At 39.9% G+C, this 18,459-nt stretch carries 25 protein-coding genes; 6 read left to right on the plus strand and 19 right to left on the minus strand.

Going from position 1 to position 18,459, the window contains the following annotated elements; genetic code table 11:
* Positions 1–55: 55 nt before the first annotated feature.
* The 12 genes from ACX0HA_RS04615 to ACX0HA_RS04670 all read right to left on the minus strand — a co-directional run bounded on the left by ACX0HA_RS04615 (position 56) and on the right by ACX0HA_RS04670 (position 7,628).
* Complete coding sequence (locus ACX0HA_RS04615) at positions 56–928, minus strand: DUF3037 domain-containing protein (protein WP_458844096.1); 873 nt, start codon at positions 926–928, stop codon at positions 56–58.
* The gene (locus ACX0HA_RS04620; RefSeq protein ID WP_458844214.1) at positions 925–1,722 is read right to left on the minus strand and encodes a HipA family kinase; all 798 of its coding nucleotides are present in this window, start codon (positions 1,720–1,722) and stop codon (positions 925–927) included. Before ACX0HA_RS04620 ends, ACX0HA_RS04615 begins: the two co-directional genes overlap by 4 nt.
* A gap of 367 nt (positions 1,723–2,089) precedes the next feature.
* Positions 2,090–3,343: a hypothetical protein gene (locus ACX0HA_RS04625; RefSeq protein ID WP_458844097.1), complete on the minus strand. Its 1,254-nt coding sequence runs from the start codon at positions 3,341–3,343 to the stop codon at positions 2,090–2,092.
* 12 nt (positions 3,344–3,355) lie between these two features.
* Complete coding sequence (locus ACX0HA_RS04630; RefSeq protein ID WP_458844098.1) at positions 3,356–3,658, minus strand: hypothetical protein; 303 nt, start codon at positions 3,656–3,658, stop codon at positions 3,356–3,358.
* Positions 3,659–4,116: 458 nt separating this feature from the next.
* Positions 4,117–4,572, minus strand: coding sequence for a hypothetical protein (locus tag ACX0HA_RS04635; RefSeq protein ID WP_458844099.1), 456 nt, complete (start codon positions 4,570–4,572; stop codon positions 4,117–4,119).
* Positions 4,573–4,576: 4 nt separating this feature from the next.
* On the minus strand, positions 4,577–5,446 hold the full coding sequence (locus tag ACX0HA_RS04640; RefSeq protein WP_458844100.1) for a DUF1376 domain-containing protein: 870 nt from the start codon (positions 5,444–5,446) through the stop codon (positions 4,577–4,579).
* Positions 5,446–5,580 (minus strand): hypothetical protein, encoded by a 135-nt coding sequence (locus tag ACX0HA_RS04645; RefSeq protein ID WP_458844101.1) that lies wholly within the window; start codon positions 5,578–5,580, stop codon positions 5,446–5,448. Before ACX0HA_RS04645 ends, ACX0HA_RS04640 begins: the two co-directional genes overlap by 1 nt.
* Entirely contained in the window at positions 5,580–5,825 is a 246-nt protein-coding gene (locus tag ACX0HA_RS04650) for a hypothetical protein (protein ID WP_458844102.1), read from the minus strand. Before ACX0HA_RS04650 ends, ACX0HA_RS04645 begins: the two co-directional genes overlap by 1 nt.
* A 218-nt stretch (positions 5,826–6,043) precedes the next feature.
* Positions 6,044–6,478, minus strand: coding sequence for a hypothetical protein (locus tag ACX0HA_RS04655; protein WP_458844103.1), 435 nt, complete (start codon positions 6,476–6,478; stop codon positions 6,044–6,046).
* 34 nt (positions 6,479–6,512) lie between these two features.
* A complete protein-coding gene (locus ACX0HA_RS04660; protein WP_458844104.1) occupies positions 6,513–6,761 on the minus strand; it encodes a hypothetical protein in 249 nt (82 codons plus the stop codon).
* A 126-nt stretch (positions 6,762–6,887) separates the two neighbouring features.
* Positions 6,888–7,115 carry a hypothetical protein gene (locus ACX0HA_RS04665; RefSeq protein WP_458844105.1) on the minus strand — a complete coding sequence of 76 codons (228 nt, stop codon included), beginning with the start codon at positions 7,113–7,115 and terminating at the stop codon, positions 6,888–6,890.
* A 189-nt stretch (positions 7,116–7,304) separates the two neighbouring features.
* Complete coding sequence (locus ACX0HA_RS04670; protein WP_458844106.1) at positions 7,305–7,628, minus strand: hypothetical protein; 324 nt, start codon at positions 7,626–7,628, stop codon at positions 7,305–7,307.
* A 127-nt stretch (positions 7,629–7,755) separates the two neighbouring features.
* On the opposite strand from ACX0HA_RS04670, the gene ACX0HA_RS04675 reads away from it, so the two are divergent.
* The 3 genes from ACX0HA_RS04675 to ACX0HA_RS04685 all read left to right on the plus strand — a co-directional run bounded on the left by ACX0HA_RS04675 (position 7,756) and on the right by ACX0HA_RS04685 (position 11,208).
* A complete protein-coding gene (locus tag ACX0HA_RS04675; RefSeq protein WP_458844107.1) occupies positions 7,756–8,490 on the plus strand; it encodes a helix-turn-helix domain-containing protein in 735 nt (244 codons plus the stop codon).
* Between the two features lie 605 nt (positions 8,491–9,095).
* Positions 9,096–10,130 (plus strand): hypothetical protein, encoded by a 1,035-nt coding sequence (locus ACX0HA_RS04680; protein WP_458844108.1) that lies wholly within the window; start codon positions 9,096–9,098, stop codon positions 10,128–10,130.
* Positions 10,131–10,158: 28 nt separating this feature from the next.
* Positions 10,159–11,208, plus strand: coding sequence for a hypothetical protein (locus tag ACX0HA_RS04685; protein WP_458844109.1), 1,050 nt, complete (start codon positions 10,159–10,161; stop codon positions 11,206–11,208).
* Positions 11,209–11,431: 223 nt separating this feature from the next.
* Here the strand turns inward: ACX0HA_RS04685 and ACX0HA_RS04690 are convergent, their stop codons facing one another.
* Positions 11,432–12,067 carry a DsbA family oxidoreductase gene (locus ACX0HA_RS04690; RefSeq protein ID WP_458844110.1) on the minus strand — a complete coding sequence of 212 codons (636 nt, stop codon included), beginning with the start codon at positions 12,065–12,067 and terminating at the stop codon, positions 11,432–11,434.
* 303 nt (positions 12,068–12,370) lie between these two features.
* On the opposite strand from ACX0HA_RS04690, the gene ACX0HA_RS04695 reads away from it, so the two are divergent.
* Positions 12,371–12,739: a lipocalin family protein gene (locus ACX0HA_RS04695; RefSeq protein WP_458844111.1), complete on the plus strand. Its 369-nt coding sequence runs from the start codon at positions 12,371–12,373 to the stop codon at positions 12,737–12,739.
* Between the two features lie 101 nt (positions 12,740–12,840).
* On the opposite strand, the gene ACX0HA_RS04700 is transcribed toward ACX0HA_RS04695, so the two are convergent.
* Both ACX0HA_RS04700 and ACX0HA_RS04705 read right to left on the minus strand, forming a co-directional pair.
* On the minus strand, positions 12,841–13,710 hold the full coding sequence (locus ACX0HA_RS04700) for a hypothetical protein (protein WP_458844112.1): 870 nt from the start codon (positions 13,708–13,710) through the stop codon (positions 12,841–12,843).
* 193 nt (positions 13,711–13,903) lie between these two features.
* On the minus strand, positions 13,904–14,227 hold the full coding sequence (locus tag ACX0HA_RS04705) for a hypothetical protein (RefSeq protein ID WP_458844113.1): 324 nt from the start codon (positions 14,225–14,227) through the stop codon (positions 13,904–13,906).
* 294 nt (positions 14,228–14,521) lie between these two features.
* On the opposite strand from ACX0HA_RS04705, the gene ACX0HA_RS04710 reads away from it, so the two are divergent.
* Positions 14,522–15,085, plus strand: a complete 564-nt coding sequence (locus ACX0HA_RS04710; protein ID WP_458844114.1) for a 5-formyltetrahydrofolate cyclo-ligase — start codon at positions 14,522–14,524, stop codon at positions 15,083–15,085.
* Positions 15,086–15,372: 287 nt separating this feature from the next.
* On the opposite strand, the gene ACX0HA_RS04715 is transcribed toward ACX0HA_RS04710, so the two are convergent.
* From ACX0HA_RS04715 to ACX0HA_RS04725, 3 genes are all read right to left on the minus strand, one after another.
* Positions 15,373–15,966, minus strand: coding sequence for a lipoprotein signal peptidase (locus tag ACX0HA_RS04715; RefSeq protein ID WP_458844115.1), 594 nt, complete (start codon positions 15,964–15,966; stop codon positions 15,373–15,375).
* Positions 15,967–16,057: 91 nt separating this feature from the next.
* Positions 16,058–16,456 (minus strand): hypothetical protein, encoded by a 399-nt coding sequence (locus ACX0HA_RS04720; protein WP_458844116.1) that lies wholly within the window; start codon positions 16,454–16,456, stop codon positions 16,058–16,060.
* 63 nt (positions 16,457–16,519) lie between these two features.
* Positions 16,520–17,122, minus strand: a complete 603-nt coding sequence (locus tag ACX0HA_RS04725; protein WP_458844117.1) for a hypothetical protein — start codon at positions 17,120–17,122, stop codon at positions 16,520–16,522.
* Positions 17,123–17,387: 265 nt separating this feature from the next.
* Between ACX0HA_RS04725 and ACX0HA_RS04730 the strand changes: the two genes are divergently transcribed.
* Positions 17,388–17,828, plus strand: coding sequence for a response regulator (locus ACX0HA_RS04730; protein ID WP_458844118.1), 441 nt, complete (start codon positions 17,388–17,390; stop codon positions 17,826–17,828).
* A 248-nt stretch (positions 17,829–18,076) separates the two neighbouring features.
* Here the strand turns inward: ACX0HA_RS04730 and ACX0HA_RS04735 are convergent, their stop codons facing one another.
* Complete coding sequence (locus ACX0HA_RS04735) at positions 18,077–18,457, minus strand: TraR/DksA family transcriptional regulator (RefSeq protein WP_252810358.1); 381 nt, start codon at positions 18,455–18,457, stop codon at positions 18,077–18,079.
* Between the last annotated feature and the right edge of the window lie 2 nt (positions 18,458–18,459).

An 18,459-nucleotide genomic window follows, 5' to 3' on the forward strand; every position in this document is an offset into this window, starting at 1 on the left:
GATGGGGTGATGGGAAATATTAGGGAAAGAAAAAGCCTCAGGTTAGTGAGGCTTTTCATTCTATATCTTCAGTAATAGCTTTAATCGCTTTTAATGAATATTGTTGAATTTTATCTTCTTCTATTAATGATGCATGCTTGATTTTTTCTAAAAGATGAACCGCATGGTCATATTCTTTAAAGAGAGATTTAGAAGAAGGCTTGCCGAGAATCAGATCATATCGTAAATTTTTTTTCTCCGCTTCATTTTCTAAGTCAATGAATTGTCCAAGATTTCTATAGGCCTTATCTGCAATGCTTTTTGATTCTTTCAAATCAAAACTAATAGGTTTTACCAGATTAAGAGTTCCATTTTGCCAAGCATAATCAAATTTAAATTCATTGCCAGTGTCATTCTTTAGGATGAAATCTTTATAGAATCTTTTTTGAGATCTATTAATTTCATTTAAATCTAAACTTTTAATGTTTTTAAAAAATTTTTCTGCTAATTCAGGTTCTTTCGGAAGATTTGAATTTAGTTTAAGATCATCTATAAAATGATTTTTTAGTAATGTTTCTTCGATAAAATCATTTTCAAAATCATATTGTGAATTCGTTTTGCATTCACTAAATCGAAGCAAATACCCGTCTTTAGGTAAGATGTATTTTGTTAAAAAATCATTTAAATTGTCAATTTCAATTGATTGAAAAATATCATTTCTTATATCAAAAGATTTTAATCTTTTATCAATATGTTTTAAATATTCTTTAACAACTTTCTCAGGGACATTATTATATATACATTTAATTCTGCTAAGATTTTTTGAGTAATAAAATGAAAATTTAGAATTGTTATTGAAATATATAAGCAAACCAATATTGATACTCTCATCCAAAAATGGTGAATGAGAGTATTTTAATATGCTGTATTTATAAAAATTTGTTTTCATTTTATAATGCTAAATAAATGTGTATTTAAAAAGCTTCCATTTGTTTTTGCCCAATTTAAATAAGCAAATATTTTTTCTCTTTTTCCATATATAATGCCAAATTCGTCAAGTTCATCAAACAAAGCATTAAATTTTTCAATATTCAAAAATCTTAATGATTCAAAAAATTCAGTGAATAAATTGCTTTTATGTCTGAGTGACTTTAAATGATGAGAAGCTATATGAAGCTGATGTTGATAATTTTTAGTGTATGTAAAAAAGTTTATGTCTTCACGAATATATAGGTTACTTATAAAAGGCAAAGTCTGTTCATGGTCGATTAATACTATATCCTCATCATTTAATAATAAATTTGGTTTATTTCTAAATCCTCCTCGGTCTAGATTAAAAATCAAATTATCAAAACAAAATAAATTTTCTATATCATATTGCTTAATAAATTGTAATGAAACTAATGAATTAACTACAGGTGTATATTGTTCCATAAACTCACTGCAAAACTTATACCCTTTATCAAAAGCTTTGATTTCATCAGGTGAAAAATAAGGTAATAATTCCTCCTCTTCAACTTTTATCAGAGCGTAATCAGGTGCAATTAGTGAAAATTCTTTTGCTAATTCACTTATGAAGATTTCTTTAGCTACACTATAGTTTTGCTCTATGTAGTCTGATTTAAAAAGCTTCATCACATATTGCTTAGCTTTTCCGTCTTCTGTTTTTGCAGTTATTAATAATGGCCGTGAGCTCCCTCCTTCAGCAAATCCTTGTATGCTAATTAATTTTAATACCTGCATCTCCACATTTTAAAAATTAGTGAAATGTAGGAAATTTATTTTAATCAATGACAAATGTACTAATAACATTTTAGAATTTGAAATTGATTAATAACAGTTTAACGTCATTTTCTGCGATATTAGTATTGGAGTAAACTTATGAAATTCTTCCTTCGTCAGAATGACAAATAAAGCTGTAAGATTGCCACGTCGTTCCTCCTCGCAATGACATCACGGTGGAGAAAATCCGCGGTTATCCGCATAAATCCGAGTTATCCGCGTTCAATTAACTGAGATTCTTCACTTCATTGCATTCCGTTCAGAATGACAGAACCATTGGCAGCATCCGTGACAACCCTAAACTTTAAACCCTAAAACCGCAAGGCGCTTACTTCTTCTCCTGGAAAAAATCCATTAAAAGGCCTATCGAGATAATGGAGCCTTCTTTGAGGTTGATGTCGCTTTTGCCGTCTACGTACTTAAACATGGCCTTGAAGCCTGTTTTTGGGATTTCTGCGCCCAGCGTAATGGAATAATTGCCCTGTACTTTGTTGTCGGGGTTGCGCTCGGTGCTCATGTCATAAAAGGCAGTTCCTTCGAAGATGATGGCATAATTATTAAACACGGGGACATAATAGTAACCGTCTACGTGGGGCTGGCCTGAGGCAAAAGCATCCATGTCGTTCGAGTAGTCATAATAGCCTTTGATACCCGCGGTGATTACCGGTTTCAGTCGCAGCCTGTCAGACTGTGCCGTGGTAAGGTTTATCAGGTTGGGAGCAATCATGATAAACGATGCGTCTATGGTCGCTCTTTTGCTTACGAAATCCTGACTCGATTCATGCCCAAGCTTCACGCTGTACTGGTGCGGAAGCTTTCCGGTATAATTCTCCCATAAAAAGTTCACGGGATAAAATTTAATGTAGTTCAGCGAGTCTTTAAAGTCGGTGCTAAGTCGTGTGTCCAAACTCCAGTAAACCGGGCGTCTTTTTTCTGACTCGTCGCATTTCAGGAAGTTTTTCCTGTTGTATGCGTTTTGCAGTTTCAGTGAAAGGATATAGCTTGTGTTTACCGTATCCTGAGAGGGCTGCACCCCAAAGTCGACCTTATTCTGATAGTAATAAAAGTTGTTGAGTGAGGTCAGGAATCCGCTGCGGTCATCTTCGGTAATGGTCAGCTGGTCGTTTATCATTTTGTTTAATACGTCGGCTGTTATAACTACAAAGCGGGAGCCTGTGGTGTCGGGAAAAATATGTACCCTCACATCGTTTTCTATAAGCAGTTTGATCTGGTTGTCGTGGTCACGGTTTAAAAACCGCTCCAGTGTAGCTACTGTAAAGCCGCTTACTTCAAACCCGATCGATTTTTTTGCCGATGCATAGGGCTGAACCTTCAGCGGGCAATCTGATTTCTGGTCGCCATACTGTATCGATACTTTGGGTTTGTCTTCGGGATGTTTGATCCAGTGGTCATAGTCAAAGCTGTCGTCTTTGGCGATATCAAGCTCAACGTCAATAGACAGTATGCCTTTGTCCAGTGTGCTTTTCAGAAGCTGAACTTTTGTTGGCGTTACAACATCGGTTTGCGCTAACAATGTTGCTGGAGTAATAAAGGCAAGAAGGATGAGGAAAAGGTGTTTCATGGCAGCAGGTTTTTAAAGGTAAACAACTTTTTGGTTCTCTTTTATCCAGTCAATGCAGTCGCCTACAGTAGGCCAGTCGTCGGTAGAATCGGGTGCAAGGTTAATGTTATAATAGGCCAGGTAACTGGTGCTGCCATCATTCATATAGTAAGGCAGTGAGTTTATCTGTCCTTTCAGGGTAGAAAGGAAAATGTGTTTCTGGTCGTTGGTAAAAGCGGTAAAGTCTGCTTTTTCGGGATCATTTGGCAGGTCGGCTATGGCCGTAAGGCTCTTAAAGACAACTTTTTGAATCTGGGTTCTTGATAGTAATGCCATACTGGTTGGATTTAGGTTTGAGTCGAAATATTGGTTTGGTATTCTGATAATTAGATGTAAAGCTATTTATTTTTAAGTGATCAGCCTACAGAATTAGATTACAGTAGTATTAAATTCGATGAATGTACCGCAAAAGCGGATATTGAGGAACCGTAGAGGTTTTAATTTTCCCATGCGGGAATAGTTGATTTTTACAATATGTCAAAGAACTTTTTCTTTTGTCTTGCCACAGGCAGCACCAAAAAGGCACGGAGTTTAAGGCCGTTAGCTTTACTCAATTGGCTTACTCATGCTGTCTGCACCGTTTTGTCATTCTGAGCGCAGCGCAGCGTAGTCGAAGAATCTCTTCATATTCCAATAATCGTTCTGAGATTTCTCCACTCCGTTTCACTTCGGTCGAAATGACAGGACGTTGTTGCAAACTGTGACTGCGACTGAAAACTAAAAACTGATCACTGTCAACTCTTCTCGCTTTCCCTATTCCAGACCCTCCTTAAATTCTGCGAATAATTGAAGGTGTCCTGGCTTGAGAAATCGGCGTGTTCGCGCATCGACTGCTGGGCGGCATGTTTGCAGCGTTCATCAAAATATTCCCTGAAGAACGTAAGCACCTTGGAGATGGTAAGGCTCTCATAAAACTCGCCATACTGCCCTGAAATTATCCTTCGGAACAGGTAGGCGAGGTCGCTCATCTTGAGGGAGTAGAACGTTTCGGTGATCTCAATGGCGCACATCTCGATCTGGTCTTCGGTCATAGACTTTCGCAAGGCAAGCAGATCGTTGAGGTATACCAGCCAACCCATAACCAATCCAATCGTAAAGTCGCGGCTCTTCTCGCGGTGCAGGGTGCCAAGGGTAGGCGCGGGGCTGTTCATGGCATCTTCTATGGTGGCGAGCTTCCCGGCGTGGCGCATACAGTTAACCGGACTGTACACGACCAACAATCTTTCGTTTGAAAGCGTCGCTATAGTTGCTTTCGCCTTTTCCGGAAGGTTGTTTTGTGCTTCCATTTTGTTTCTCTTCAAAGAAACCTTTCCAGCCGTTGGCCATACTTTCGTGCATTATTGCTATGGCGGCGGCTTCGTCATATTTCGAGAGGGTGCCGAGTTTGGAGAGGGCGGCTTGCTCGCTGGTTAGCGTTTTGTACTTAAAACCGTCCTCATTGGCTCTGTAGCCTTTCCATATCGTCCATTGCTCCCTGAATGTTTCAGTATCGAAAGGATAAACCAGATTTGGTTTTTCTCCCATACCCTCTTTTCCATTATCAACTGTATTATCATTTATATCTTCATTTACAATTACATCTCCATCTTCAATTACTATATGTTCAAGCATAGCTTGAAGCATGGCTTTAGGGTCTTGATGCTTAGTTATCCAATTGTTATATAAAGCCTCGTTGTTTAAGGATAGTTTGTCAATTCTAGCCTTGAGTTTTTTCTGCTCAATCTTGCTTAAAACCTTATAGGCTTTCTTATAAAACTGTCCAACTTTGCCATTTATTGACTGTGTTTCTTTAAAAGCATTCCTTTCTTCAGTAAGTACCTGCATTTTTCCATTATGCCAACCCTTATCACTAAGCACAAACTTAGCTTCAAGGGTAGCCTTAAGGGTAGCTTCATCTATTCCTGAACAATACATTTGCAGCCTTTTTATGTTGTTTGGGATAAGGCCTCCATGCTGATGTTGGTACACGAGCAAATCGATAAGGCAGGCTCTTTCTTCAGGAAGCATTGTACGTGTACCCTCGTAAAAATCTTTGCCGTAAAACAAAAAAGCCGGGTCTTTCATTACACTTCCGTGACTTTGTAAATCTTATAACCATTGTGCTTAAGCAGATAGATAGCAAGTTTTATCTGTTCTTCTTCCCTTTCTTTAGGAGTTGCCTGAAGGCGAGGCATCTTTCTTTCGTAAGTTTCTTTCATTACACTCTCACTAAACTGTCAATTATTACATTATTATAGGTTCCTTTTGAGCCCGAGATGTGGAATTCCAGTTCGGCTACGTCGCCTGGCAGCATGTCCTGCAACAGTTCTATTTTGATGCCCAGGGCAGAAGGGTAGAACATCCTGCCGGTCTCCTGTTCAAAGTGCAGCTGCTGAACCGCAGTGCCCAGTTTGGTCGTTTTTATGTCACCTATGGCGGTGATGATGCCTTTTATTTTGTACATGGTTTTAAAAGTTGATTTGGTTATTTGTTGATGCGTTGATTTGTCCTCACCCCTGACCTCACTTTACGGCGTTTTTAGTGTAAGAGTGGTTTCCCTTCCTCTGGAGGGGTGCCCGTAGGGTGGGGTGGTTTTTCTTAAAATTAAGGAAAGACCAGATTTATTTAACCACCCCGGCTTTCAGCCACCCCTCCGGAGGAGGGGAAACCTACTCAGCCGGCTTACTCGGTTGTTGCTGCCAACTGCGATTGAGAACTGTCTTTTACAAAACAATTCTGAAAACACAGCCTGTTGGCGATGTGGTTAAAGTCGAGTGTTCCTATTTCCTTTTGTGTCAGTTTGGTGTAGACTACGGTAGGCGCTAGGTTGGCCAGCGCATGGAAGAAGTCGGAGGCATTAGCGTTGTCTTCGAGTTCGGTTATGTCTATGCGGTTTTCGTTGTCGTCGTTAAACAGCTGCTGTAATTGGTCTAAGATCTTCTTGGTATATTCCTGTTGTTTTGATTTGTCGTTTTCCATGATGTTGATTTTTGAGTCCGGTGTCGGAGGTCTGAAGTCTTTATGAGTGTCGTTTGTCATTCCGAATGCAGCGTAGCAGAATTGAGGAATCTCATTGTATTCCACTAATTGTTCTGAGATTTCTCCACTCCATTGCATTCCGGTCGAAATGACAGAACTTGTGTCTACTGGCCTACTGCACGACTTCTGTCACTACAAGGTTGTTGTACTGTATGCCACTGTTTTTAGATGTTTTGCCTTCCAGTAGTACATTTACCTGTATCTCGTCATTTTCTTTATAGCCGTGCAGGTCGTCCATTCGCCTGCCGCGGAATTCTACATAGGCACGCTGCCTGTGATCGGGCATAAGGGTTACTACTTTTTTCTCGTAACCTGCTGTTGTGCGGTACTCAATGTGTTCGATGGTTCCTTTGATTGTCATTTTGTTTTTATTTTTTAATTGAAAGATTGGTGTTTTGTTTTTGTTCTGTCCGATGTTCGAAGTCTTTATGGGGTCTGTCATCCTGACGAAGGAAGGATCTCTTCGAATTCCAAAAGAGATTCTTCACTACACTGCGTTCCGCTCAGAATGACAGAACGTTGCTAATCGCGACGTGCGTAGCGGCAGGCAGGCTGCCAACTGCGACTGTAAACTGTGCAGCTTCCTCTCTACTTTAGCGATGTCTTTTTGCTGTTGGCCGTACAGTTTAAAGACGGTGTAGTAGGGCAGTGTTTTCAGGTTGTCAATTTGTTGTTCGCATTTGCGGATGCGTCGTTTTAGTTTTTTTTGGTTCATTTTTAGTCCGATGTCCGAAGTCGGATGTGAAATCTTGATTTGTAACACACCCCTAGCCCCTCTCAAGAGGGGGAACTCTTACTCTTATGCAGCCACTGTTGCTTTTAATTTGAGTGAAGCTTGCTCCCCTCTCGAGAGGGGTTGGGGGTGTGTAAACTGCTGACTGCCACTGAATACTGCTTACTTAAACTACTCTGTAATTGTAAACCTCCTGTCGCGGTTAAAGTGGATTATTGCATTTTTTTCTTCATTGCTATAAGTAACGTTTTTTGGTTTCACTTCTGCTTTTTGCCTTTTTTCTGGTATTACCTGTCTCATTTCTAATGCCTTTTGCCTTTGTAAGTCGGTATAGAGCATGTTTATCGATTGTGCAATTATTCGGATATTGTGCTGCAGCTGAGTGGTGTTTTCCACTTCTGTTAAACTTCTGTATGAACTCAGGTAGTGGTTGTATGCTGATTTTATTTCACTTAGTTCCACAATTTCTTTTATTATAATGTCTAAGTTTCGCATTTTTAGTATACCTTTGTTGAATACAATGCAAAGTTAAGTGTAATATTCAACTTTGTAAAACATATTGAAGTTAAATTTTACACTTTTGGTGTACGATTTTATCAACATTACCCCTAAAGCTTTGAGTATGGATGGATTAGAGATTAAAAAAAAACGTGAGGAACTTGGGCTGACGCAAAAAGAACTGGCCGACCTTATTGGTGCAAGCCGTGAGACCATCATCAACTATGAAAAGGGTAAGCCCATCCCAAAATCGAAAAGTGAAATATTAGACAAAGTCCTTAATCAGGATGTGGCCAACTTCAAAACCGTGAAGCAGGAAGAGTTGGTGAAGATGACCGACGATTTTGAGAATAAGAATGGCAACAAGTTTATTGAGCTGCCCAACGGACAGTATTATATGCTGATGCCTTTGGCGGAGTTCAATATTCAGGCAGGCTTTCTCAGTGCTTACCAGGATGCTGATTTTTTAATGGACTTAAGTCAACACGGTATATTGGTTGACAAGCCGGTACAGGGGCGTTATGTGGCTTTCCGCGTGAATGGCGACAGCATGGACGACGCCTCGAGCAGCGCCATTACCCGAAACAGCATTGTCTCTACCCGAGAGCTGCAGCGCCACCACTGGAACGGCAAGCTGCGCTACCGCGACTTTCCGTACTGGGTTATCTATACCACCCAAAGCAAAATGCCTTTATTAAAAGAGATCATTGACCATAATGTGGAAGACGGTACCATTACCTGCCACTCCCTGAACGACAGCCCGGAGTTTACCGACTTCACCCTGCACATGAATGATATTCAGGCGCTGTTCTACGTTATAGACGTGAACAGGACCGTGAGCAAGAAGAGTTTTTATTAGGGATGAGATTATAGATTTTAGTATTGAGATTTTAGATTTAGTCCGATGTCACCCATGATAGTGTAGAGGCACAGCATTGCTGCGTCTTTTTCGTTGGTTGGATCACCTCTTCTTTTGTCTTGCCACAAAAGAAGCAAAAAGGCACGGCTGAACTCCTTAGGCTACAAATTGAATCTTTCGGCTAAAAGATTTAAACTCGCTTCGCTCAGACAGAAAATCTTTTTTAACGCCTCAAGCTTCGATTTGCTTAACGCCACGGAGTTTAAGGCCGTAGCTTCACTCGGGTGGCTGACTCCTTTTCGCACACCGTTCTGTCATTGCGAGGAGGTACTACGTGGCAATCTCATTATTATTTCAGTAAATATTGTGAGATTCTTCGACTGCATTTCACTCTGCCTACCGGCAGGCAGGCCCGCTCATAATGACAAGCGTCATAGAACAAATCCACAAATCAATTTCTATTGATAGTAGAGACGCAGCATTGCTGCGTCTTTTTTTTTATTAAATCATAAAGTCAAAAAACGTACGAATCTTTCGATTTTATGACTTTTGGCTTTTGGCCATAAAGTATATATTTGCATGCCAAATAATAACAAACCAAACCAATGAAAAAATTACTTTTTGCCTTTATGGCAATGACGCTGTTTGCTTGCAGCAGTGATGATAGCGCGCCTGTTAATCCTGATAATGGAAATCCTGAAAATCCGAATCCCGTAGAGTGTACTAATGTGTATACAGGAAATGTATGGCTGAAAACTCAGGCTGAGGTAGACGCCTTTGCCAGTAATGGCTATTGTAAGATTGATGGCGTACTTTCTATTGGGGTGTCAGTTGACGGACAACCACCGGCAAATATTACAGATATTTCAGCTCTGTCGGGCCTTGTGAGTGTTAGTGAGAAGATTCTGGTTCTCAATACCAGCCTGACATCGCTTAACGGATTACAAAATATTAAAAATTTACAAAGGATAGATGTTCTATACAATTCTTTGCTAACAAGTGTGCAAGGGAGTCCTTCTATTGTTGATGGAGGTTCTGTGTATATAAATTCTAATGTTTTATTGACAGGTTTACAGGGGTTAATGCTTGGAAATAGTTTATTAACATTGAATCTGGATTGGAATAAAAGTCTTTCCAGCCTTGCTGTGGGAGATACCTGTCAAAAAATAAAATGGCTATTTATATCCCAAACGAGTGCAACCAGCCTCGAAGGATTAGAAGGCCTGACAGAAGCAGAAGTAGTATATGTAAAAAGTAATCCAAATCTGGTTTCACTTAAAGGGCTTGAAAACATTACAAAGGTTGGAAGCCTTGCCATCACTTCTAATCCTTTACTAACAAGCATAGAGCATTTAAGTGGTATAACTTCAATCACGGCACTACCCTATATTGGACAACCGGATGAAAGCAACTTTAGCATAAATGATAATGATAATTTAACGTCTTTGCACGGACTCGAAAATGTCGCTTCTTATGGAGGGTATCTGTTTTTTGTAATAGGTAACGATAACCTGACGGATTTTTGTGCGATAAAAAATATGCTCTTGCATGCAAACTACTTAGAGGATTATTCTATTTATGATAATGCCTACAACCCTTCGATATGGCAGATAGAGGGCACCCAATGCAGCCAGCCGTAAACCAAACAACAACCAATAAACCCAACCAATGAAAAAATTACTTTTTGCCTTTATGGCGATGACGCTGTTTGCCTGCAGTAGTGATGATAAATCTAACGATGCGCTATTTCAATGCGATAATATATTTATTGGCAGTGTATCGTTAAGATCGCAGGAAGAGATAGATGAATTTGCAGCATATGGATACTGCGCTATAGATGGGGATTTAGATATTAGAGAGGCATACGGTTCAGATATTGAAAGTCTTGAAGGCCTTGAAAGCATAAAGGGAATTTCGGGTCATCTGGGTATCGGTTTTAATCAAAAACTTACCAGCCTTAAAGGATTAAATAATTTAATAGAGGTGAAAGGAACATTAGATATCTCTTATAACCCGGAATTAAGGAGTTTTGAAGGCCTTGAAGCATTAAAAAAGGTTGGCTCTTTAAGGGTGGTATATGCTAATATTACAAACTTTGAAGGCTTGGATAATCTTGAGTCAGTTGGTGATATAACCATAGAAACCAATTTAAACCTGGAGTCTCTTGAAGGACTGAATAAGGTGTCTTCTGCTAAAAACATAATTGTCTATTTCAATACGTTCCTACTGTCTTTAGAACCTTTAAGCGGTATAAAGGAAATGGAGAGTCTGGAAGTCAGGGAAAATTACAATATTGCTTCGCTAGCCAATTTTACGCATCTTATTTATCTTGACCGTTTGAGTATTAGCGGTAACCATACATTAGCTTCTCTAAACGGGTTGCAATATGTTAAGACTATTGGGAATAATCTATCTATTTACAATAATGAAAATTTGATGTCATTGCAGGGTCTGCAAGGCATAGAGCGATTTGAGACAAGCAATGATTTTAATTATCTGGATATTGGCAGAAATAGTAATTTACAGTCTCTAGATGGATTAGAGTCTCTTAAAGAATTTAAGGGGATTATGAACTTTTATGGAAATACCGCATTGTCAGATTATTGTGCTCTGAAAAGTCTTCTTATTAATAATGATTCACTTATTTCCTTTAATGCAGATGACAATACTTATAATCCTACGGGACAGGATATAACATCAGGCAACTGCAGCCAGTAAATTGGCTTTTGCCAAAACCTTAAAATGTGAAAAAACCGCCCCTGAATAAGAGGCGGTTTTTTTTATGGGATTGTTTTGTCATTGGCTTTGCCGAACCACTCCGTTAGGTTTCTGAGGCACGAAGGATCTCTGTTGGAATTTAATGAGATTCTTCACTCCACTGCGTCGCGTTCAGAATGACAGGAACGTCGACAAACTCTTAACTGCGACTGAATACTGATTACTAGCGTTCCGCAAAGGCCTTTTCAAGCGTATCAAGAAACACGGCTGTTTCCTGTGCTCCGCTGATGGCATATTTTCTGTTCACCACAAAAAACGGAACTCCACGAATGCCCAGCTCCTGCGCCTCATCAATATCAGCCAGGACATCTTTGGCGTATGCCCCGCTGCCCATAACATTGGTAAATTTGGCTACGTCAAGTCCCAGTGCGGCAGAGATGCCAATAAGCGTCTGTGCGTCGTCTATGTTTTTCCCTTCGGTAAAGTAGGCGGCAAACAGCATCTCTTCGGCTTCGGTCTGCTTGCCATACTGCTTGGCAAAATGCAGAAAGCGGTGCGCGTTGAAGCTATTGGCAACTACAGCGGTGTCAAAATGATAGGTAAGGCCTGCCTGGGCGGCCATATTGGCTACCTGTGCGTTCATTCCGGCGGCCTCTTCAACCGATATTCCTTTGTGCTCGGCAAGGAACTGGTTGATGTTCTTTGTTGGGTCGGTTTGCAGTTCGGGAGAGAGCATAAAGCTCTTCCATTCTACCGTTACCTCGTCTTTGTGGGCAAACTGCGCTAAGGCAGCATCAAAGCGCCTCTTGCCGATGTAGCAGAAGGGGCACATGATATCGCTCCATATTTCTATTTTCATGAGGGTGCTTATTTGAAACACAAAGGTCGTAAAGATTTGTAGAAAAGTGTATCACTTTGGAAAAGATTTACACACCCCTAGCCCCTCTCAAGAGGGGAACAGCTTCACTCAAACCGGATCAACAGTGGTCGGCATGACTGGAGTTCCCCTCTTGAGAGGGGCTAGGGGTGTGTTTCACAATCCTGCTTAATCAGCAGCATTTTGAGTAGATTTGTAGTTAAACACTCCTTAATTTTTCGTTAACGCCTTTTCCATAAACGGATAGTTTTTTATATTTGGTTAAACATCTATAAATCAATCATCATGAAAAAAGTATTTGCATTATTTGCCCTTTTGTTTGTTATGACCTCGGTAAACGCCCAGACTGCCGAACAACTTGTTGGAAAATGGAAACTGGTGAAGTGGACCAAAAGCGGTAAGGAACAGGATATTCAGAAAAAATTCAAAACTACTGAAGTGTATCAGGTATTTGCTGCCAATGGACATTTTACGAGTATTAATGGAGACAAGACCCACGAAGGCAACTGGGAGTTAAGCAAAGACAATAAAAAACTTACCATAACGGTAGGTGTTATTGTAAGCGAAACCTTCAAGATCGATTATTTTGATGCTAAAAAAAGAGTAATCTCGCTTGCCATGCTCGGCACGCTGGAATATGAGAAGGTGGAGTAAATATGTCGAATGTCCGATGTCCGAAGTTATGCGGCTTATCGATACCATGGCATCGGACTTCCGACTTTCAAAAAAACCGCCTCATAGGGCGGTTTTTTTGGTTATTTCTCTAGCTCCTTATTAAAGCCCATTTTTATATATTCTTCTTCGCGTTTGTTTACAGGTCGTCCCCTGAATTCTGCAAAGATGGAAAGCGCATCGGCAGGGGTGTTTACGCCAAGCTCAAATGCGGCATGGCCCCAGCGGTACAGGGCAACGCCTATTTCGGTATCAAAAACCCCTGGTTTGATCTGGACACCGTTCATCTCTTTGCCTTTTATGGCGGTGAAAAAATCAAATTCTCCCCCAGGTGCGGTTTCTGTAAGCATAATTTCTTTTATCTCGGCAGAAGAAAGCAGTTTCACACCGTTTTCTGCCGTCTTTTTCTCAGATAGCTTTTCAATTTCAATGATTTTGTTGATGTCCTTTTTAATGTCTTTGGAGCTTATCACGGTATAGGTCTTACCGTCAAAAGTAAGTTTTCCGTTTTTCAGCGTAGCCGAAGGATCATATTTTTCTTTGATGATCTCGTTGGCCCTGTTTTCGGTAATATCACCTTTAATTTCTATGGGGAATTCTTTTATATCGCCCGTATCGGGATCAATCAGGATGATTTGTTTGGATGGGTCGGTAGAGAACATCATTAGCGAAGTTGCCGTGCCGTTCTTTGTAAGTATAAAAAAGTCGGAAGGGTATTTTTGGGCTGCATTGATCACCTGCTCTTTGGTAGGGTTTTCGGCTACGAATGCCGACGAGCCATTAGTCTCGATGTTGTTTTTAAGGGTGTAATAATTGGCGCTTATCTCCAGGCCATTCTTCAGGGTTTCATTGCTTATGGTTACCGAGTTGAATACCGGATTGCCATGTTTGTCGGTTTGGGCTGCCGCAATAGTAGTACAGAGCAATAGCAGTGCCCCGAAAATGTTTTTCATGTGGTTGGTTTTGGTTGCACTAATATAAGATTTTATCTAAAACGACAACCTCCTTAAGTAGGCAGGCAGTAAAAAAGCATGGTATGGCTGCATCGGACTTCCGACATCGGACCTATTAAAAACAAAAAACCGCCTTTTTGAGGCGGTTTCTTGTTTTCGTGTGTTTTATATTTTTTCAGGACAAAAGCAGTCGTTATTCAGCTTTAGCTTCTTCAGCAGGGCCTTCTGTTATTTCCTCTTCGGTAATGATTGCTTCTTCAGCCTGGTTGTAGATCATCTCTATCTCGTCTTCTGTAAGGAAACGAACGTCTTTGTGTGCTACCTCTACAAGGGCTCCTGTATTAGCATCCTCTACAAGGGCATAGAATTTCTCGCTACCTTTTTTATCGGCATTGGCGCCCCAAATATGGAAGTAACCTATTGATTTTACTTTCTTTGAAGTCGATTTCTTGCTCTTTTTGCTTTTTACTTTTCTGGTTACTGCATACTGAACCAATCTTAAATCTGTCCTGTTCATAATCTTGGGGTTATAATTTACATTAATGTAACACAAAATTAACACAGGAAAACTTAAAAAAGACGGTTTCAATGTTAAGGATTTCATAAATGGTGAAAACTTAACATTGGGAGTAGCAGTGTTTATTCGGGGATTTGGTTATTTGTTTGTTTGAAGCTTCACTCAGATATCTTACTCAGGTATGGTATACATCATTTTGACTTGAGTGAAGCTTGTTCCCCTCTTGAGAGGGGTTAGGGGTGTGTTTTAAGCGAAGAGCCAACCGTTAGCTGTAAACTCTCTATATTTGCTCTTATGGATAAACAAGCACTACGCCTTCATTATAAAAACCTGCGCCAGGCATTGTCGACCGAAGAGATCGAAGACAAAAGCCTTGCTATAGCTAACCAGCTGCTGTCTCTTGATATTTGGGATAAGAACTATTTTCACCTGTTCCTGACAATGGAAGAGCAACGCGAGGTGCATACCGATTTTATCCTGCATCTGCTTGCCGGCAAAGACAAAGAAATCATAGTTTCAAGGTCTGATTTTGAGACGCACAAAATGATCCATTTCCTGCTTACGGATAATACAAAGCTGGTAAAGAATAAGTTTGGCATCCCTGAACCGGTTGATGGTATCGAGGTGCCTTCGCAAAAAATAGATGTGGTATTCGTGCCGTTATTGGCGTTCGACGAGAACGGCCAGCGTGTAGGCTACGGAAAGGGTTTTTACGACCGTTTCCTGAACGAATGCAAAGAAGATGTGATAACGATAGGTTTATCCTTTTTTGAAGCAGAAAACGAGCTTATTGAAGCTTTTGATACCGATGTCCCACTAAAATATTGTGTTACGCCTGATAGAGTGTATAAGTTTTAGTTTTTCTTTTGTCTTGCCACAAAAGAAACAAAAAGGCACGGCTGAACTCCTTAGGCTACAAATCGCATCTTTCGGCTAAAAGATTTAAACTCGCTTCGCTCAGACAGAAAATCTTTTTTAACGCCTCAAGTCCCGATTTGCTTAACGCCACAGAGTTTAAGGCCGTAGCTTCACTCGGATAGCTTACACTGATAATAAATTTCTGAAAATCTGCCTGATATCTGTATACCGACCTACAGTCAAGTCCGCGTACCTCTACTGCTTACTGAGACTGAACACTGTAAACTCTACTTAGCAAATGCTTTTTTGTTAAAGACTATAAGTATACCCACGCCTACCGAGATAGCGGCATCGGCAATGTTAAAGATGGCATTGAAGAAGCTGAAATATTCTCCGCCCCAGATAGGGAACCAGTCGGGGAAGGTGCCGTCAAATAATGGGAAATACAGCATGTCTACCACTTTTCCGTGCAGTACAGTGCCATAAGGATGGTCAGAGAACAAAGTTGCTGTCTGTCCTACGCTATGGTCAAAGATCACTCCATAAAATACAGAATCGATGATGTTTCCAAATGCTCCTGCAAGTATAAGTGCTATCGATACGATAAGGTAAGGCGACTGCCTTTTTTTAACCGAATCAGCAAGCCACCAGCCTATACCGCCTACGGCCACGATCCTGAACAGCGTCAGGAATATCTTTCCGTAAGTACCGGGAATTTTGGCACCCCAAGCCATGCCTTCATTTTCTATAAAACGTATCCTGAACCAGTCAAAAACAAGGACTTCCTCATTAAGCATGAAGTTGGTCTTGATGTATATTTTTGAAAGTTGGTCTATGATCAGAACCAGAATTACAATAAGATAGGCTTTCTTTAAGGACATTATTTGAAATTTTACCCGCAAAAATAGTCGAATTATTGATATGGAGGGTATATGATGCGTGTTTTGGGAGAAAATTATGGGCAAAGAGTAATCAATTGCTGACTTCAATCAGTTTGCCCGTTGCTCTGATTCTTTCTTCGTCCAGATCCCAGTATTTTAAAAAGAGGTCTGTTTTGGATCTTACCAAAGTACTGTCATTGATAAAATATACTCCGTCTGACATGTAATGATCAGTCCTGTTCTTATAATAAATCCTTAAATCGAATGTGTGTACTATCTTCATGTTTGCAGGGACTTCTTTTTTCTTCCCCTGATTAAAATCGTTCATAAAATCATTTACTAAAGAGTCATTTAACTGTAGCGTTATATCATTAAATTCGATTTCAACTCTATCGGGTCTTACAGTATTTATAGTTTTACAGCTTGCAGCAGTTAATAGTAGTGTAACGATGCTAAAAATCAGGTTTATGCTGCTTTGTTTATGTCTCATGGTAATGCTTTAATATAAAGCAATATACATAAAATAACAAACGGCTCCTAGGAGCCGTTTTGTTTAAATTTTTTTATCCTTGCCACAAAGTTCTTCATATTTTTCTGCGAAAATGAACATTCCTCTTTGTTTGAAATCTTCTTTTTGTAAAGCGTCCTTATAGCCCGGGCAATCCTCAAATATATAGACAGCTACTGTCTTCAAAGCGTTGAAAACATTTATACCTTGCTCATAAATGGCTCCCAGTTCCTTGCAATGATCGTCACCTTCTTTATTTATAAAATAAACATAACCCCTCATTCCACCTCCTACGGCAAATATGGTATAAAGATTAACTTCTCCCTCGCGTTCAATTCTTGCCCAGGATTTTTCTTCATCCATATTAAAACCTTTCTTCAAAAATTTTTGCTTAGCAAGCCTTATAGGAATATATGTTGACACAACATTTTCTTCAAATTCAATTTTCAGTTCTTGTACTTCGTCAATTGAGAATGTAACCTGCTTAGCTTTTTTGTCAGATTTAAACTTTACTTTTCCAGAGTCATAGCTCCCAAAATCGGTTAGGCCTGTTTTTGTTGTTCCATCATTAAAAGTAATTGTTCCCGGATGAAATTTGGCCATCGCCATAAAAGGGCACAGCAGTACTAAGAGTAATAATTTTTTCATTGTTTAAATTGGTGGTTAGTGATGCAATGATACATAAAAGAATTAATCTTACAAATTAAATTGAATTTTTTAATCTTTTTTCTGACAAATAGATTGCTGCATATTGCTAAGAGCCATCAATTTAGCGTTGAGCTGAGCTTGTGTCACAATATTTCGTACATTTACTACAAGCAATTGATGCCAAAACTTACTTTTTATCAGTCTATCTCTGACACAGCTATTCTTTTAGAAACTATCTTTTAGTGTGACCTAAACAGAATAGCTTATGAAACCTCCCATAACCAAAGTATTCCTTGCGGACGATGACCGCGACGATGTTGATTTTTTTCAGTATGTATTAGAAAGTGTACGCCCCGGCTGCAACCTGACTGTTTTTTCTAACGGACAAGAGCTTGTTGACGCGCTCCATGCTACGACTGAAATCCCTGATTTTATATTTCTGGATATTAATATGCCTTTTATGAATGGACTTGAAGCCCTGAGAATCATTAAGGGGATTTCTGCGATGGCTTCGGTGCCTGTTATCGTTTATTCTACAAGCGGTATTGAAGACGATGTAAGCAGGGCAATTAAATATGGGGCTGTCTCTTATGTGGTAAAACCATCGAACCTGAAAGACCTTGAGAAAATTATCGAAAGGATACTTGCTACAGATTGGGAAACTGCAGAAAGCTTATTAGAGAGAGAATTTGTAGTGAGGGGGTAATGTTAATACATTTTGTCATTCCGCTGCGCTGTATTCAGAATGACACGCAACGCATTTTTTCATGCGATTTGTCATTCTGACGAATGAAGAATCCCTTTTTATGACAATAGATTGCCACGCTCCATTGCATTGCGCTCGCAATGACGGCGCGTAACAAATCAACGAACCTGCCGACAGGCAGGTAACTACATTACCAAATCCACAATGCTTATAAAATAAAAAACCGCCCTCAGGGGGCGGTTAGTATATTATCGCTGCATATTTTTTGCCTCGATGCTCATTGTAGCATGGGGAACAAGTTTTAATCGCTCTTTATTGATAAGCTTTCCTGTTACTTTACAAATGCCATACGTTTTGTTCTCAATACGGATAAGGGCATTTTTAAGGTCGCGGATGAACTTCTCCTGGCGGATGGCCAACTGCGAGTTTGCTTCTTTAGACATGGTCTCGCTGCCTTCCTCGAAAGCCTTAAATGTAGGCGACGTATCGTCGGTACCATTGTTAAGGTCGTTCATATAGGCACTACGTATCAAATCTAAGTCGGCTTTAGCTTTCTCAATTTTTTTGGTAATTAATTCCCTAAACTCTGCAAGGTCAGCATCAGAGTATCGTATTTGCTCATCTACCATTG

Source organism: Flavobacterium hauense (genome assembly GCF_054457175.1).

What these genes read in the sequence shown, in the direction of transcription:
- ACX0HA_RS04685 (WP_458844109.1), top strand. Translation starts at nt 10,159, where the DNA reads ATGAAAAAATTACTTTTTGCCTTTATGGCGATGACGCTGTTTGCCTGC.
- ACX0HA_RS04690 (WP_458844110.1), bottom strand. Translation starts at nt 12,067, where the DNA reads ATGAAAATAGAAATATGGAGCGATATCATGTGCCCCTTCTGCTACATC.
- ACX0HA_RS04660 (WP_458844104.1), bottom strand. Translation starts at nt 6,761, where the DNA reads ATGACAATCAAAGGAACCATCGAACACATTGAGTACCGCACAACAGCA.
- ACX0HA_RS04710 (WP_458844114.1), top strand. Translation starts at nt 14,522, where the DNA reads ATGGATAAACAAGCACTACGCCTTCATTATAAAAACCTGCGCCAGGCA.
- ACX0HA_RS04670 (WP_458844106.1), bottom strand. Translation starts at nt 7,628, where the DNA reads ATGCGAAACTTAGACATTATAATAAAAGAAATTGTGGAACTAAGTGAA.
- ACX0HA_RS04655 (WP_458844103.1), bottom strand. Translation starts at nt 6,478, where the DNA reads ATGCAATGGAGTGGAGAAATCTCAGAACAATTAGTGGAATACAATGAG.
- ACX0HA_RS04675 (WP_458844107.1), top strand. Translation starts at nt 7,756, where the DNA reads ATGGATGGATTAGAGATTAAAAAAAAACGTGAGGAACTTGGGCTGACG.
- ACX0HA_RS04730 (WP_458844118.1), top strand. Translation starts at nt 17,388, where the DNA reads ATGAAACCTCCCATAACCAAAGTATTCCTTGCGGACGATGACCGCGAC.
- ACX0HA_RS04695 (WP_458844111.1), top strand. Translation starts at nt 12,371, where the DNA reads ATGAAAAAAGTATTTGCATTATTTGCCCTTTTGTTTGTTATGACCTCG.
- ACX0HA_RS04635 (WP_458844099.1), bottom strand. Translation starts at nt 4,572, where the DNA reads ATGCGCCACGCCGGGAAGCTCGCCACCATAGAAGATGCCATGAACAGC.
- ACX0HA_RS04625 (WP_458844097.1), bottom strand. Translation starts at nt 3,343, where the DNA reads ATGAAACACCTTTTCCTCATCCTTCTTGCCTTTATTACTCCAGCAACA.
- ACX0HA_RS04705 (WP_458844113.1), bottom strand. Translation starts at nt 14,227, where the DNA reads ATGAACAGGACAGATTTAAGATTGGTTCAGTATGCAGTAACCAGAAAA.
- ACX0HA_RS04725 (WP_458844117.1), bottom strand. Translation starts at nt 17,122, where the DNA reads ATGAAAAAATTATTACTCTTAGTACTGCTGTGCCCTTTTATGGCGATG.
- ACX0HA_RS04665 (WP_458844105.1), bottom strand. Translation starts at nt 7,115, where the DNA reads ATGAACCAAAAAAAACTAAAACGACGCATCCGCAAATGCGAACAACAA.
- ACX0HA_RS04720 (WP_458844116.1), bottom strand. Translation starts at nt 16,456, where the DNA reads ATGAGACATAAACAAAGCAGCATAAACCTGATTTTTAGCATCGTTACA.
- ACX0HA_RS04620 (WP_458844214.1), bottom strand. Translation starts at nt 1,722, where the DNA reads ATGCAGGTATTAAAATTAATTAGCATACAAGGATTTGCTGAAGGAGGG.
- ACX0HA_RS04700 (WP_458844112.1), bottom strand. Translation starts at nt 13,710, where the DNA reads ATGAAAAACATTTTCGGGGCACTGCTATTGCTCTGTACTACTATTGCG.
- ACX0HA_RS04650 (WP_458844102.1), bottom strand. Translation starts at nt 5,825, where the DNA reads ATGTACAAAATAAAAGGCATCATCACCGCCATAGGTGACATAAAAACG.
- ACX0HA_RS04645 (WP_458844101.1), bottom strand. Translation starts at nt 5,580, where the DNA reads ATGAAAGAAACTTACGAAAGAAAGATGCCTCGCCTTCAGGCAACTCCT.
- ACX0HA_RS04615 (WP_458844096.1), bottom strand. Translation starts at nt 928, where the DNA reads ATGAAAACAAATTTTTATAAATACAGCATATTAAAATACTCTCATTCA.
- ACX0HA_RS04735 (WP_252810358.1), bottom strand. Translation starts at nt 18,457, where the DNA reads ATGGTAGATGAGCAAATACGATACTCTGATGCTGACCTTGCAGAGTTT.
- ACX0HA_RS04630 (WP_458844098.1), bottom strand. Translation starts at nt 3,658, where the DNA reads ATGGCATTACTATCAAGAACCCAGATTCAAAAAGTTGTCTTTAAGAGC.
- ACX0HA_RS04715 (WP_458844115.1), bottom strand. Translation starts at nt 15,966, where the DNA reads ATGTCCTTAAAGAAAGCCTATCTTATTGTAATTCTGGTTCTGATCATA.
- ACX0HA_RS04680 (WP_458844108.1), top strand. Translation starts at nt 9,096, where the DNA reads ATGAAAAAATTACTTTTTGCCTTTATGGCAATGACGCTGTTTGCTTGC.
- ACX0HA_RS04640 (WP_458844100.1), bottom strand. Translation starts at nt 5,446, where the DNA reads ATGAAAGACCCGGCTTTTTTGTTTTACGGCAAAGATTTTTACGAGGGT.